At 65.8% G+C, this 13,050-nt stretch carries 13 protein-coding genes; 12 read left to right on the forward strand and 1 reads right to left on the reverse strand.

The annotated features are described in order from the left end of the window. Positions 1 to 79: 79 nt before the first annotated feature. The 5 genes from CHB86_RS13595 (at position 80) to CHB86_RS13615 (ending at position 4,731) form a co-directional block, all read left to right on the forward strand. Complete coding sequence (locus tag CHB86_RS13595) at positions 80 to 1,105, forward strand: sterol desaturase family protein (RefSeq protein WP_089233618.1); 1,026 nt, start codon at positions 80 to 82, stop codon at positions 1,103 to 1,105. Between the two features lie 173 nt (positions 1,106 to 1,278). After that, positions 1,279 to 1,590 (forward strand): MocE family 2Fe-2S type ferredoxin, encoded by a 312-nt coding sequence (locus tag CHB86_RS13600; RefSeq protein WP_089233619.1) that lies wholly within the window; start codon positions 1,279 to 1,281, stop codon positions 1,588 to 1,590. Between the two features lie 82 nt (positions 1,591 to 1,672). After that, complete coding sequence (locus tag CHB86_RS13605) at positions 1,673 to 2,863, forward strand: NAD(P)/FAD-dependent oxidoreductase (protein WP_089233620.1); 1,191 nt, start codon at positions 1,673 to 1,675, stop codon at positions 2,861 to 2,863. A 17-nt stretch (positions 2,864 to 2,880) separates the two neighbouring features. Beyond that, entirely contained in the window at positions 2,881 to 3,699 is an 819-nt protein-coding gene (locus CHB86_RS13610) for a 3-methyl-2-oxobutanoate hydroxymethyltransferase (protein ID WP_089233621.1), read from the forward strand. A gap of 3 nt (positions 3,700 to 3,702) precedes the next feature. Further along, entirely contained in the window at positions 3,703 to 4,731 is a 1,029-nt protein-coding gene (locus CHB86_RS13615) for a Gfo/Idh/MocA family protein (RefSeq protein ID WP_217898312.1), read from the forward strand. Between the two features lie 24 nt (positions 4,732 to 4,755). On the opposite strand, the gene CHB86_RS13620 is transcribed toward CHB86_RS13615, so the two are convergent. Next, a complete protein-coding gene (locus CHB86_RS13620) occupies positions 4,756 to 5,784 on the reverse strand; it encodes a substrate-binding domain-containing protein (protein ID WP_089233622.1) in 1,029 nt (342 codons plus the stop codon). A 396-nt stretch (positions 5,785 to 6,180) separates the two neighbouring features. Here CHB86_RS13620 and CHB86_RS13625 point away from each other — a divergent pair, with 396 nt between their 5' ends. The 7 genes from CHB86_RS13625 (at position 6,181) to iolG (ending at position 12,993) form a co-directional block, all read left to right on the forward strand. Continuing rightward, positions 6,181 to 7,140 carry a substrate-binding domain-containing protein gene (locus CHB86_RS13625; RefSeq protein ID WP_089233623.1) on the forward strand — a complete coding sequence of 320 codons (960 nt, stop codon included), beginning with the start codon at positions 6,181 to 6,183 and terminating at the stop codon, positions 7,138 to 7,140. Positions 7,141 to 7,237: 97 nt separating this feature from the next. Further along, complete coding sequence (locus CHB86_RS13630; RefSeq protein WP_245837961.1) at positions 7,238 to 8,293, forward strand: ABC transporter permease; 1,056 nt, start codon at positions 7,238 to 7,240, stop codon at positions 8,291 to 8,293. Between the two features lie 10 nt (positions 8,294 to 8,303). Further along, positions 8,304 to 9,128 (forward strand): ATP-binding cassette domain-containing protein, encoded by an 825-nt coding sequence (locus CHB86_RS13635; RefSeq protein ID WP_089233625.1) that lies wholly within the window; start codon positions 8,304 to 8,306, stop codon positions 9,126 to 9,128. Between the two features lie 93 nt (positions 9,129 to 9,221). Then, positions 9,222 to 10,244, forward strand: coding sequence for a Gfo/Idh/MocA family oxidoreductase (locus tag CHB86_RS13640; RefSeq protein WP_089233626.1), 1,023 nt, complete (start codon positions 9,222 to 9,224; stop codon positions 10,242 to 10,244). Beyond that, entirely contained in the window at positions 10,241 to 11,200 is a 960-nt protein-coding gene (locus CHB86_RS13645) for a sugar phosphate isomerase/epimerase family protein (protein WP_089233627.1), read from the forward strand. Before CHB86_RS13640 ends, CHB86_RS13645 begins: the two co-directional genes overlap by 4 nt. A gap of 1 nt (position 11,201) precedes the next feature. Beyond that, complete coding sequence (locus CHB86_RS13650) at positions 11,202 to 11,975, forward strand: TIM barrel protein (protein WP_089233628.1); 774 nt, start codon at positions 11,202 to 11,204, stop codon at positions 11,973 to 11,975. Between the two features lie 22 nt (positions 11,976 to 11,997). Further along, complete coding sequence (gene iolG, locus CHB86_RS13655; protein WP_089233629.1) at positions 11,998 to 12,993, forward strand: inositol 2-dehydrogenase; 996 nt, start codon at positions 11,998 to 12,000, stop codon at positions 12,991 to 12,993. The last annotated feature ends 57 nt before the right edge of the window (positions 12,994 to 13,050 follow it).

The raw sequence follows: 13,050 nt of genomic DNA on the forward strand, positions 1-13,050 counted from the left end.
CGCGTGAGATGATGTTGATCGGTTTCCGGTCATGATGCCACAGAAGACGCTATGCATCGGCACCTGGGAGGAGCGATCCATGGACGATCTCAAGTACGGGACCCGTGACAAGCGCGGCAACTGGACCCCGCTGAAACCGGCGGAGCCGGCCCCGATCTGGCACTGGCCGTTCAGCCTTTCCAAGGTGCTTTCCTGGATCCCGGAATACCTGTGGCCGTGGAACGCCTTCCACCTCGCGACCGCGCTTCTCTGGGTGCTGGTCCTGATCCCGAGCTGGGAGAGCCTCGCGACGCTGTCTCTGGCGAACTACGCCTATCTCTACGCCCTGAATGCGGTGGGGATGTTCGTGTTTCTCGGCAGCTTCGAGTTCGTCTATTACATCAAGCGCAAGCAGGAGAACCGTTTCAAGTACAACGGGAAATTCCCTGCCGACCATCCGTCCGACGTGTTCTGGTTCAAGAGCCAGAACCTCGACAACTTCCTGCGGTCCTTCCTGATCACCATCCCGCTCTGGACCGTCGTCGAGATCGTGCTGCTCTGGGCCTATGCCAACAGCTGGGCCGTCTGGCTGCCCTGGACCACCCATTGGCTCTGGCTGAGCTTCGTGGTCCTGATGGCGCCGGCCGTGCACGAGGTCTATTTCTTCTTCCTGCACCGGGCCATCCACTGGCCGCCGCTCTACAAGCATATCCACTCCGTGCACCACAACTCGATCAACCCGAGCCCGTGGTCGTCGCTGAGCATGCATCCGGGCGAGGGCTTTCCCTACATGGCAGAGGCCTGGCTGCACCTGCTGATCCCGTCGAACCCGATCTGTGCCTATTTCACGCTGCACTCGGTGGGATTTGGCGCGGTGAACGGGCACCTGGGCTTCGAGAAGTTCGAACTGACCGAGAACCGGACGCTCGATAGCCACGCCTATGTCCATTACCTGCACCACAAGTATTTCGAGGTGAACTACGGCGGCGACGGGCTGGTCCCCCTCGATAAGCTCTTCGGCACCTGGCACGACGGTTCGAAGGAATCCGACGAACGGATGAAGGAACGCTTCCGCAAGAAGAAGGATCGCCTGAAGGCCAAGCAGGCCGCCACCCCGGCGGAATAGGCCGCAGGTGACCGGGCCGGCGGCGGCGGCCCTCCCCCGCCGCCGTTGCGCCCATTCACGAACACCGAAGTCCCGGCTTCCTGCCCCGTCTCCGGCGGGCGCAACCGGATATCGCACATCGAGATCACGAGCCCCGTCAGTGCGGGCGCCCTTGGAACCAGGAGGAGAGAGACATGGCCGAGTGGATTGATGCCTGCGCCGCAGGCGACATCGAGGAAGAGGACGTGATCCGCTTCGATCACGGAGCGCGAACCTTCATCATCGTGCGGGACCACGAGGACAACTACTACTGCACGGACGGTCTCTGCACCCATGAGGAGGTGCATCTGTCGGACGGGCTGGTCGTCGAGGCGACGATCGAATGCCCGAAACACGCCTCGATCTTCGACGTCCGCAACGGCGAGGTCGAAACCCCGCCCGCCTGCGAGAACCTCAACACCTATCCGACCAAGGTCGAAGGTGGCCGCGTTTTCGTGGAGATCTGACATGGACGAGAGACAGGCCAGCCCGCGTGCGCACGCCCGAGGCGCGCGCAATCCCGCCCACCACGCTTTCCCGGGGTGACATATGGCGGAGATGGTCATCATCGGCGCTGGGGAATGCGGCGTGCGCGCGGCTTTCAGCTTGCGGGAGCACGGGCACGCCGGGCGCATCACCCTGATCGGGGCCGAAAGCAGCCTGCCCTATGAGCGCCCGCCTCTTTCGAAGGGCATGGGCGCGGCAAAGCCGATCCGCCCGGAAGAGGCCTATGACGAGGCCGGTATCTCGCTGATGCGGGGCGCGGAGGTGTCGCGGATCGACCGCGATGCACAGCGCGTCCGCCTCGGCAACGGCGAGAGCCTGCCCTACGACAGGTTGCTGCTGGCAACAGGTGCCCGGGCGCGGCTGTTTCCGTCCCTTCAAGGCTGCCTCACCCTGCGGACGGACAGGGACGCCGCGGCGCTCCTGCCGCGCCTGACGCCCGATGCCCGTATCGGCATCATCGGCGGCGGCTTCATCGGGCTGGAACTCGCGGCAACGGCCCGCTCCCTTGGGGCAAGGGTGACCGTGATCGAGGCCGCGCCGCGCTTGTTGGCCCGTGCGGTGCCTGCGGAGATCGCCGCGGTCGTCGAGGCCCGGCATCGTGCGGAGGGTGTGGACCTGCGCATCGGCACCGGTGTGGCAAACGCGACCGGCGAGACCATCACCCTTGCCGATGGCGCCACCCACGCCTTCGACGCCGTGATCGCGGGCGTGGGCTCCGTGCCGAACACGGAGCTGGCGGAGCAGGCGGGGCTGACGGTCGAGAACGGCGTCCGCGTGGACAGTCGCTTCCGCACCCCCGACCCGGCGATCTTCGCCGCCGGCGATTGCTGCAGTTTCGAGTGGCGGGGCGCGCGCCTGCGTCTCGAAAGCTGGAAGGCCGCGCAGGATCAGGGCGCGTTCGCGACCGCCTGCATGCTCGGGTGCGAAGGCGAAGAAACCTACGGAAGCGTGCCCTGGTTCTGGTCCGATCAATACGACCTGACCCTCCAGGTGGCTGGTCTGTTCGACCCTGCCCGCCCGGTGCACCAGCGGAGCACGGGCGACGGCCAATGCGTCGTGTTTCAGTGTGACCCAGGCAATGCCCCCGCCGCCGCCGCCGGGATCGGCCCGGGCAACGCTGTGGCAAGGGACATCCGCATTTTCGAGAAACTGATAGAGCGCGGCGTGCCCGTGGAACCCGACGTGCTCGCCGACCCCTCCCAGAACCTCAAACGGCTCCTCCGGGCAGCCTGACCGGAAAGGACGACCCGATGTATCACAATCGACCCCACGTCGAAGACATCCGCGCCATGAAGAAGCGCGGCGAGAAGATCTCGATGCTGTTCGTGACCACGCCCGAGGAGGCCGCCGCTGCCGCGGCTGCGGGTATCCACATGCTGTCGATCGAGGGGCGTTTCTTCGATGCCGAGATGCGCGAGGCCGCGGGCGACTGCTTCGTGCAGGTGGGGCTGCCCTACGGCGGCTGGGGCCGGTTCGAAGGGCGCCCGATCGCGACGGCCGAGGATTACCTGCGCGCCGCCTTCCACTATGCGGGGATCGGGGGCGACGCCTATTACTGCGCCGCCTCCTATGACATCCAGAAGGTGCTCTGCGACAATCACCTGCCGGTGGTCGGCCATATCGGCCTGATCCCGAGCTACATCACCTGGACCGGCTGGCGTGCCGTGGGCAAGACGGCGGGCGAGGCCGAAGCGCTCTGGCGGCACACCCGGAAGCTGGAGGAGATCGGCGTTTTCGGGGCGGAACTGGAGGTCGTGCCGGACCGGGTGGCGAAGTTCCTGACCGAGAATTCCTCGCTCGTCATGCTGGGCATGGGAGCGGGCAGGTATGCCGACGCCCAGTATCTCTTTACCGAGGATGTCTGCGGCTATGGCCGGAACCACAAGCCGCGCCACGGCAAGGTCTACCGCAACTTCGCGCCCGAACTGGAGCGGCTGCAGGCCGAGCGGATCGCGGCATTCAGGGAGTTCAAAGCGGATGTGGAATCCGGCGGGTACCCGGGGCCGGAACATACCGTCCCGATCCGCGACGACGAGTTCGATGCCTTCCTCAACTCCGTGAAGGGCTGAGCGATGCTGCGGATCGGCGTGGTTGGCTACGGGACGGGCGGGCAGCATTTCCACACGCCCTTCATCGCGGCGGCCGAGGGCTGCAGGCTGACGGGCATCGTGGCGCGGGCGGAGCGGACGGTGGCGAAAGCGCGGGCTGACTGGCCCGGCGTGCCGGTCTTCGCCAGCCTGACCGCGATGATCGAGGCCGGTGCTTGCGACGCTGTGACCATCACCACGCCGCCCCAAACCCGCAGGGCACTGGTGCTGGAGGCCGTCGCCGCGGGGCTCCATGTCATCGCCGACAAGCCCTTCGCCCCGAATTACGAGGGCGCGATGGCGCTGGACGCAGCGGCGAGCGCCAGGGGCGTGACCCTCGGCGTCTACCAGAACCGCCGTTTCGACGCGGACCTCCAGACCCTCCGCAAGGTCATCGCGGATGGACGCATCGGCAAGGTCTGGCGGGTTCATTCCCGCATGGATCAGGACAGCCCCCAGACCCTCGAGGCCGGTCCGACCGGCGGCCTGCTGCGCGATCTCGGCTCCCACGTGGTCGACCAGATGATCTACCTTCTGGGGCCGGTCGCGGCGGCTACGGCGACGATGGACATGGTGGACCTGCCCGAGGGGCCGACGGATGCCTGTTTCACCCTGACGCTCCGGCACGAGACCGGGGCGCACAGCCACCTGTCGGCGTCCAAGCTCAACCATGTCGACGCGCGCGAGCTGCGCGCCTATGGCGACAAGGGGTGCTACCTCTCCCGCACCACCGATGTGCAGGCGCAGGACATCTTTGCCGGAAAACGCCCGGCGGATGATCCCGCCGCCTGGGGATACGAGCCCGAGGCCAACTGGGGCACGCTCTTCACCGCCGCCGGAGCCGAAACCATCCCCTCCGAACAGGGGCGGTATCACGATTACTACGAAGCCTTTGCGCGGGCCGTCCGTGAAGGTGCGCCGCCACCGGTCACCGCAGAGGTCGGCGCGCGGACCCTGGCGATCCTCGATGCCGCCCGGCAGAGCGCGGCGGAAGGGAGAACCGTTCCGGTGTGAGCGCCGCCGTGCCGCGACGGTGGGTCAGACGCTTTCCGGCGTGTGGATATCGAAATCGAAGGTGACCCGTCGGGCGCCGCCGTCAGGGCCGGAGGCCTTGGATTTCATCAGGGTCGCCACGGTCTCGCGCGCGAAGCGTTCGAGGGGGTGCGAGATGACCAGCGAGAGCGTGCCGTCGATCAGCGCGGCGCGCGTGTCGTCAAAGAGCTCATAGCCCACGGTCACGAAGTCGTCCCGCTTGGGCATGGCCCGCAGGGCGGCGATGGCGCCCGTGATGCCGCCGCCGGACACGTAGAGGCCGCACAGGTCGGGATGCTCGGTCAGCAGCTTCTCCACATGCTCGCGTGCGACCGCCGAGGATTCGTAGGTGGCAAGCGGCTCGAGCAGGGTGAATTCCGAATTGTGCTCGCGGAAGTAGGACCGGAACCCGCTTTCGTTCATCTCCTGGTTCCGGAGCCGGTGACTGCCGACGAGGATGCCGATCTTGCCCGGCTCGCGCACCATCTTGTCGAACGCCCAGGCCGCCGTGCGACCGACCTTCCAGTTGTCGAGCCCGACGAAGCTGATGTTTCCGCGCGCCGACAGCGGGCCGATCAGCGAGACGACGGCCACGCCCTTGTCGATCACGGTGTCGATGGCGTCGGCCACCAGCGGGTGCTGCGGCGCGACGATGGCGATCGCCTCGTTGCGCTCGCCCAGCGACAGGATGTGCGCGGCCACCTTCTCCGGCGCGAGATCGTCGAGGAACTCCATCGTCAGGTCGATGTTGGCGCCGGGATGGGTCGCGGCGGCGTCGGCGATGGCCTCGCCAAGGATGCGGTAGAACACCCGCACCCCGCGCAGCAGGAGCACCCCGAGCCGGTGCGTGGTCTGAGTCGACCGGACCGCGTGCTCGATCGTCCCCAATCCGTAGAACCCGATCTCTTCCGCCGCCCGCAGGACGCGCTCCCGCGTCGGCTCCCGCACCGATTCCGCCTGATTGAGCACGCGGTTGACCGTGGACACGGAGACGCCTGCAGCATCGGCGAGATCGGGGATTGTCGGGCGTTTCATGTCATTTCGTTTCAGATTTTGGGACTTTTGGTATGTTCTGATATGATTTACGGATGATGAAATGATTATTGTTGAGGCGGTCCGTGTCAATAGTGCATCGAGTATGAGCCGATAGCGCTCACGAAAGAATCGGGCTTCGGCGACACTGGGGGGAGATCGGATGCTTGTTCTGGAACGGGGTTACAAGAGCCCGCGCTGCACATGGATGCAGGATGCGTGCCTTGGAATGGAGCTGTCCGGAACCGGCGTGATCGGCTTTCCCCAAGAACCAGCGACCCGGAGCCTCGGCTGAAGGGTCGCGCCATTCTGCGCCTTGATGCGCGTCACCGGCCGTCTGGCCGAAGCTGAATATGTCGGGCCGCAGAAACGCGGCCGTACCTAAGGGAGGAGATCGACATGACTTTCAACAAGACCCTGGCAGCAACCGCTGTTGCGACCCTCATGGCATCCGGCGCAATGGCGCAGGACATCGCCGTGATCGGCGGGTCGGCCCAGGACGGCTTCTGGAACCTGATCAAGAAGGGCGTGGACGACGCCACGCTGGTCGTCGAAGCCAACGGTGGCACGGTCAACTACCTGCTGACGCAGAACTACGACAACTTCGGCCCCGACCTCGTGACCCTGATCGAACAGGCCGTGGCACAGGGCGTCGACGGCATCGCCATCCCGAACTGGCTGCCCGAGTCCGAAACCCCGGCGCTGATCGCCGCCGCGGAAGGCGGCGTCGTCATCACCTCCTACAACGCCGGTCAGAGCGAGATGGAGAAGTACGGTGCACTGAACTACTTCGGCTCGGACGAGTATCTCGCCGGTGTGGCGGGCGGCAAGTACCTGGCCGAGCAGGGCGCCAAGAAGATCCTGTGCCACATCCAGATCCCCGGCGCGATCAACCTTGAAACCCGCTGCGAAGGCGTCACCGACGGCGCGAAGGAAGCGGGCGCCGAGACCTATATCGTGCGTGTCCCCGCCAACCTCGACGGCGACATGGTCGGCACCTCGGAAGCCATCAAGGCCGAGCTGATCGCCGACGACTCGATCGACGCCGTGATCAACCTGGCCGCCTGGGCCGCTGACGCCTCGGCCTCGGCCATCGAGCAGCTGGGCAAGACCGACAGTGTCATGCTGGGCACCTTCGACATGTCCGCATCGGTCCTGAACCGCATCGAAGCCGGAACCCAGACCATGGCCATCGACCAGCAGCCCTACCTGCAGGGCTTCCTCGCCACCTCGATGCTGTTCGCCAACCTGAAGTTCGGCACCGAGCTCGCGACGCAGCCGGTTCTGACCGGTCCGGCGATCGTCGATGCGTCCAACGTGGCATCGGCAATCGAGGGCGTGAAACTCGGCGCACGCTGAGTGGCACCCATCGAAAGAAGGTTCGGCCGTTTCGGCCGAACCTGATCCTCGCAGTCATGTTTCAAAGCTGCTCGCAGTATCTCGGGAGATGGTCCAGATGACCGACACGACATCAATCAGCAATTCCGAACCTGCACCAAAGCCGGCTCCCGCATCCGGCGGGTTCTCCTTCGGAGCGTTCTTTCGCAGCCCGGCGGCCGGGGCGTTCATGGGCTTTGTCGTCGTTTTCGTGGTCTTTGCGATTTTCGGTTTCAGCAGGAATTTCCTTTCGATCCCGGGCATTACCACCTGGGTGAACTTCGCCTCCCTCGTCGGGATCATCGCCATTCCCGTCGGCTTCCTGATGATCGCGGGAGAGCTCGACATCTCGACCGGCGCCGTGCTTCCGGCAGGAGCAATGACGGTCGCGATCCTGTCCGGTCACTACGAACTGCCGGTCCTGGTCGGAATCCTCGGGGCCCTGTGCGTCGGCGCGATCGTGGGCTTCATCAACGGCTTCATCGTCACCCGGACACAGGTGCCGTCCTTCATCGTCACCCTCGCCACGCTCTTCGCGGTCGCGGGTCTGACGCTCTACCTGTCGATCCTGTTCATCAACAACACCAACTCCTTCTACCACGCCCCGGACTGGGCCAAGACGCTCTTCGGCGGCAAGGTCTTCGGCTTCAACTCGTCGGTGTTCTGGTGGATCGGCCTGGTGGCGGCGTTCTACTTCTTCCTGCACAAGTCCCCCAAGGGCGCCTGGGTCTTCGCGCTCGGCGGTGACCAGGAAAGCGCCCGCAACGCCGGTATCCCGGTGAACCGCCTGAAGATCGGCCTGTTCATGCTGTGCTCGACCTGTGCGGCCTTTGCCGGCGCGCTCCAGGTGATCACCTTCAACTCGGCCACCAGCCAGGCCAACTTCGGCCTGATCTTCAACACCATCATCTCGGTCGTGGTCGGCGGCGTGCTGCTGACCGGTGGCTTCGGAACGGTCATGGGCATCGTCTTCGGCGTGCTGACCCTCGCCATCGTCACCCAGGCCATCGGTTTCACCGAGATCGACCGGAACCTGTCGTTCCTCATCATCGGTGTGATGCTTCTCATCGCCGTTCTCATGAACGACACCTTCCGCAACATCGCGACCAGCTGGTCGACATCCAAGAAGAAGTAAGGAGAACCTCATGTCGGACAAGCAACCCGTTCTCGAACTTCGCAATGTCGACAAGTCCTTTGGTCCGATCGACGTGCTTCACGAAATCAGCCTGAAGGTGGGCGAGGGCGAAGTGCTCTGCCTGCTGGGCGACAACGGCGCGGGCAAGTCCACCCTGATCAAGACCCTCGCCGGCGTGCACCAGCCCACCAACGGCGAGATCTTCATGGATGGCGAGCTGACGACGTTCTCCAGCCCGCGCGAGGCACAGGAGCGTGGGATCGCGACGGTGCACCAGTTCGGCGGCACCTATCCGCTGATGTCGGTCGGTCACAACTTCTTCATGGGCATGGAGCCGACCAAGGGGTTCTGGCCCTTCAAGGTCTACGACCGCGAGAAGGCCAACAGGATCGCGGTGGAAGAGGTCCAGAAGATGGGCATCACCCGGATCACCGACGGCGACCGGCTGGTCGGCGGGCTGTCGGGCGGCGAGCGCCAGTCACTGGCCATTGCCCGCGCAGTGTATTTTGGCGCCCGTGTCCTGATCCTCGATGAGCCGACCGCGGCGCTCGGCGTGAAGCAGGCCGCCCACGTGCTGCGCATCGTGAACGAGGCCAAGAAGCGCGGGCTGGCGGTGATCTTCATCACCCACCAGGTCATGCACGCGATGGCCGTCGGCGATCACTTCGCGGTGCTGATCCGCGGCGCGATCGCGGCCGACTTCCGCAAGGGCGACAAGACCCGCGAGGAGATCGCGGACCTGATGGCGGGGGGCGAGTCCATGGCGGACCTCGAGGCGAATATCGAGGGCTACATGGAAACCCACGAAGGCCACGTGCCGCCGCCGGCCCACTGACGGCCCGGCGGGCAAGGTCCCGCCGGCGCGTTCCAGCATCTTTTGAACGAACTCGGTCGCCCGACGGCGGACCGCAAGAGGGAGAGTGTCACGATGACACGTGTGGCCATCATCGGCGCGGGGCTCATGGGGGAGGACCACGCCAGAATCGTTGCCGAGGATCTCCCCGGGGCGACGCTGCAGGTCGTCTGCGACATGAACCGGGAGCGTGCGGCGGCGGTGGCCGACAGCTGCGGCGCACAGGACGCTGCGAGCGATCCGGAAGCGGTGATCCGGCGCGATGACGTCGACGCCGTGATCGTGGCCTCGCCCGATTTCACGCACGCGCCGCTCTCGATGGCCTGCATCGCCGCCGGCAAGCGCGTGTTGTGCGAGAAGCCTCTGTCGCAATCCCCTGCGGAATGTATCGAGGTGATGAAGGCGGAACAGGTGGCGGGCGAGCGTTTCGTGATGCTGGGTTTCATGCGCCGGTTCGATCAATCCTACGTGGAGATGCGGCAGGCGCTGGCCGAAGGCCGGCTCGGGCGCGCGCTGATGATGCACAACTTCCACCGCAACGTGGAAACCCCGGCAGCGGACTTCACCGGCGCCATGGCGATCACCAATTCCGCACCGCACGAGTTCGACGTGGTGCGTCACGTACTGGACACCGAGTTCACCTCGGTGACCGCGCTCCAGCCGCGCCGCTCGGATGACCGCGTTGCGCCGGTGGTGATGGTGCTGGAAACCGGCGACGGCCAGCTCGTCACCATTGAGATCAACAACAACGCCGATTACGGCTACGACGTGCGCGCGGAACTGGTTGGCGAAGCCGGCTCCATCGCGATGAACAACGTGGCCTATACCCGGACAGACATGAAGCTCGCCGCCGCCACCCGCTACGACGCGGACTGGCGCGGGCGCTATCGCGAGGCCTACGTGCGCCAGAACCGGGCGTTCCTGCACTTCGTCGAGACCGGCCGCTTCCCCGGCATCGCGTCGGATTGCTGGGACGGCTATTGCGCGGCCGTCGTGGCCCAGGCGGGGGCGAGGGCGCTGGCAACCGGCCAAAAGCAGCCGGTCGAGATGATGGACAAGCCCGAGTTCTACCGCGGGCAACGGGGGGTGGCGGCATGAAGCTCGGGTTCGTATCCGACAGCCTCGGCGGCATGAGCTTCGAGGCGATGCTCGACGCAGCCGTGCGGATGGAGGTCAGCGGGGTCGAGGTGAACACCTGCGGCTGGTCCACGGCGCCGCATTTCGACCTGGCGGCGATGCTCGGCGACGCGGGCGCGCGCAAGGCGTTCCGGGCTGCCTTTGCGGAGCGCGGGCTCGAAATCATCTCGCTCAACGCCAACGGAAACCCGCTGCATCCCACCGACCCGGCGCAGGGCGAGGGATTGAAGGACACGATCCGCGTGGCCGGGGAACTGGGCATCACGACGGTCTGCACCATGTCCGGCCTGCCGGCCGGCACCGCCACCGACACAATGCCGAACTGGGTCGTGTCTTCCTGGCCACCGGAGACGCAGGAGATCCTGCGCTACCAGTGGGAAGAGAAACTCGTCCCGTTCTGGACAGAGATCGCGGGGCTGGCCCGCGACAACGGCGTCGAGCGCATCGCGCTCGAACTGCACGGTAACCAGTGCGTCTATAATGTACCCTCCCTGAAGAAACTGCGCGACGCGGTCGGGCCCGTCATCGGGGCAAACCTCGACCCGTCGCACCTTTTCTGGATGGGCGCCGACCCGCTGGTGGCGGCCGAGGCGCTGGGCGACGCGGTCTACCATGTTCATGCCAAGGACACGATGCTGAACGCCCCGGTGCAGGCAACCACGAGCCTGCTGGAAAATGGCTCGCTGATGGATATCCCGGCGCGGAGCTGGTCCTACATCACGCTCGGTTTCGGTCACGGCGAGGAATGGTGGCGGCAATTCTGCTACCGTCTCAAGATGGCCGGCTATGACGGCTGGCTGTCGATCGAGCACGAGGACGTGCTCCTGAACTCTCTTGAAGGGCTCGAGAAATCCGTGGCCCTGCTGCAGGGCGTGATGCCCGTTGCCCCTTCCGACTTCAAACCACAGGACATCTGAGATGGGCTTTCAACTCGCGGCCTGCGCCGAAATGCTCTGGCAGGACAAACCGATCGCATGGCGCGCGGCGCGCCTGCACGAGATGGGCTTCGGCGTCGGGCTCTGGAACTGGCCCGCGTGGGATCTCGACGCGCTGGAGAAGACCGGCGCCACCTTCACCATCATGAACGGCTATCTCGAAGGCCGGCTCGCCGATGCCGAGGGCGCCGAGATGCTTCTGAAGTCCGCCCGCGAGACCGCGCAGGTCGGCAAGCGACTCGGCGTGCAGCGGCTCAACCTGCATGGCACGGGGCTCGGCGATCAGGGCCTGCCGATCCAGCAGCTCGCCCATGTGGCGCCGGGCATGTGGCTGCGGGCCCGCGACACGCTTCACCGGATCTGCGACATGGCCGAGGGAGAGGGCGTGACCTTCACGCTGGAGAACCTCAACCTGCGCGAGCATCCCGGTTGCCCGTTCAACTCGACGGCGGACGTGCTGTCGCTGGTCGCCGCCGTCGACAGGCCGCAACTGCGCATCAACCTCGATCTCTACCACACGCAGATCGGCGAGGGGGACGTGATCCGCCATGCCGAGGCCTGTCTGCCCTGGATCGGCGAGGTGCAGGTTGCCGACAACCCGGGGCGTTGCGAGCCGGGCACCGGAGAGATGAACTGGCCGATGATTGCGCGGGCGCTGGATGATATGGGTTATGCCGGTCCGGTCGGCATGGAAGCCTATGCCAGGAATGACCCGGAAGACGCCCTCGCGGCCTTCCGTGCTGCCTTCACGCTGTAACACCAACTGAAAGAACGATGACATGTTGAAAGTGGGTCTCCTTGGTGCCGGCCGCATCGCCGGCGTTCACGCCACCGCCATCTCCTCCCATCCCGGCAGTACCCTGGCCGCCGTTTCGGATTTCTACCCGGAGAACGCCGAGAAGCTGGCCGCGCAATACGGCTCGGTCGCCCGCACGACGGAGGAGATCATCGCCGATGACAGCATCGACGCGGTGCTTATCGCGACCTCGACCGACACGCATTCCGACCTGATCGAGGCGGCGACGCAGGCCGGCAAGGCGGTGCTCTGCGAGAAGCCGGTGGACCTCAGCCTCGAACGTGCGCGGGCCTGCCAGACGGCGACCGCGACGACCGGCAAGCCGGTGATGATCGGCTTCAACCGCCGCTTCGATCCCAACTTCGGGGCGATGAAGGCGGCGCTCAAGGCCGGCGATATCGGCAAGCCGGAACTGCTGTCGATCACCTCCTTCGACCCGGCGCCGCCGCCGGTGGCCTACGTCAAGGTGTCCGGCGGGTTGTTCCGCGACATGATGATCCACGATTTCGACATGGCCAATTTCATGATGGGCGAACCGCCGGTCTGGGTCATGGCGGCCGGGTCCTCGATCGTGGATCCCGAGATCGGCGCTGCGGGCGACGTCGACACCGCGGTGGTGACGATGACCTATGCCGACGGTCGGATCGCGGTGATCAAGAACTCCCGACGGGCGGTCTATGGCTATGACCAGCGGGTCGAGTTGCTCGGCTCCGAGGGGCTTCTGCAGGCGCAGAACATGCTGGAAAACACCGTGGTCAAATCGACCACCGCGGGCGTGACCGGGGCGAAGCCCACCTATTTCTTCCTCGAGCGATACATGCCGTCCTATGCCGCCGAATGGGCTGCCTTCATGGAGGCGATCAGCGGTGGCGGCGCGCTTCCGGTGACGCTCGACGACGGCATCGCGGCGCTGGCCATGGCCGAGGCCGCAACCCAATCGCGCAAGACGGGCGCGCCCGTGCGACTGGCCGACGTCTGAGGCGCGGGCCATGGCGGGGGCATGCGAACCCCTCGCCATGGCGCGGCCGCACGGCCG

The organism is Tropicimonas sediminicola (assembly GCF_900188335.1).
Taxonomy (GTDB): domain Bacteria; phylum Pseudomonadota; class Alphaproteobacteria; order Rhodobacterales; family Rhodobacteraceae; genus Tropicimonas; species Tropicimonas sediminicola.

Bases quoted from the DNA above. Each gene is read 5' to 3' on its own strand.
- CHB86_RS13645 (WP_089233627.1), top strand. From the start codon at position 10,241: ATGAAGCTCGGGTTCGTATCCGACAGCCTCGGCGGCATGAGCTTCGAG.
- iolG (WP_089233629.1), top strand. From the start codon at position 11,998: ATGTTGAAAGTGGGTCTCCTTGGTGCCGGCCGCATCGCCGGCGTTCAC.
- CHB86_RS13615 (WP_217898312.1), top strand. From the start codon at position 3,703: ATGCTGCGGATCGGCGTGGTTGGCTACGGGACGGGCGGGCAGCATTTC.
- CHB86_RS13620 (WP_089233622.1), bottom strand. From the start codon at position 5,784: ATGAAACGCCCGACAATCCCCGATCTCGCCGATGCTGCAGGCGTCTCC.
- CHB86_RS13625 (WP_089233623.1), top strand. From the start codon at position 6,181: ATGACTTTCAACAAGACCCTGGCAGCAACCGCTGTTGCGACCCTCATG.
- CHB86_RS13640 (WP_089233626.1), top strand. From the start codon at position 9,222: ATGACACGTGTGGCCATCATCGGCGCGGGGCTCATGGGGGAGGACCAC.
- CHB86_RS13635 (WP_089233625.1), top strand. From the start codon at position 8,304: ATGTCGGACAAGCAACCCGTTCTCGAACTTCGCAATGTCGACAAGTCC.
- CHB86_RS13610 (WP_089233621.1), top strand. From the start codon at position 2,881: ATGTATCACAATCGACCCCACGTCGAAGACATCCGCGCCATGAAGAAG.
- CHB86_RS13595 (WP_089233618.1), top strand. From the start codon at position 80: ATGGACGATCTCAAGTACGGGACCCGTGACAAGCGCGGCAACTGGACC.
- CHB86_RS13630 (WP_245837961.1), top strand. From the start codon at position 7,238: ATGACCGACACGACATCAATCAGCAATTCCGAACCTGCACCAAAGCCG.
- CHB86_RS13605 (WP_089233620.1), top strand. From the start codon at position 1,673: ATGGCGGAGATGGTCATCATCGGCGCTGGGGAATGCGGCGTGCGCGCG.
- CHB86_RS13600 (WP_089233619.1), top strand. From the start codon at position 1,279: ATGGCCGAGTGGATTGATGCCTGCGCCGCAGGCGACATCGAGGAAGAG.
- CHB86_RS13650 (WP_089233628.1), top strand. From the start codon at position 11,202: ATGGGCTTTCAACTCGCGGCCTGCGCCGAAATGCTCTGGCAGGACAAA.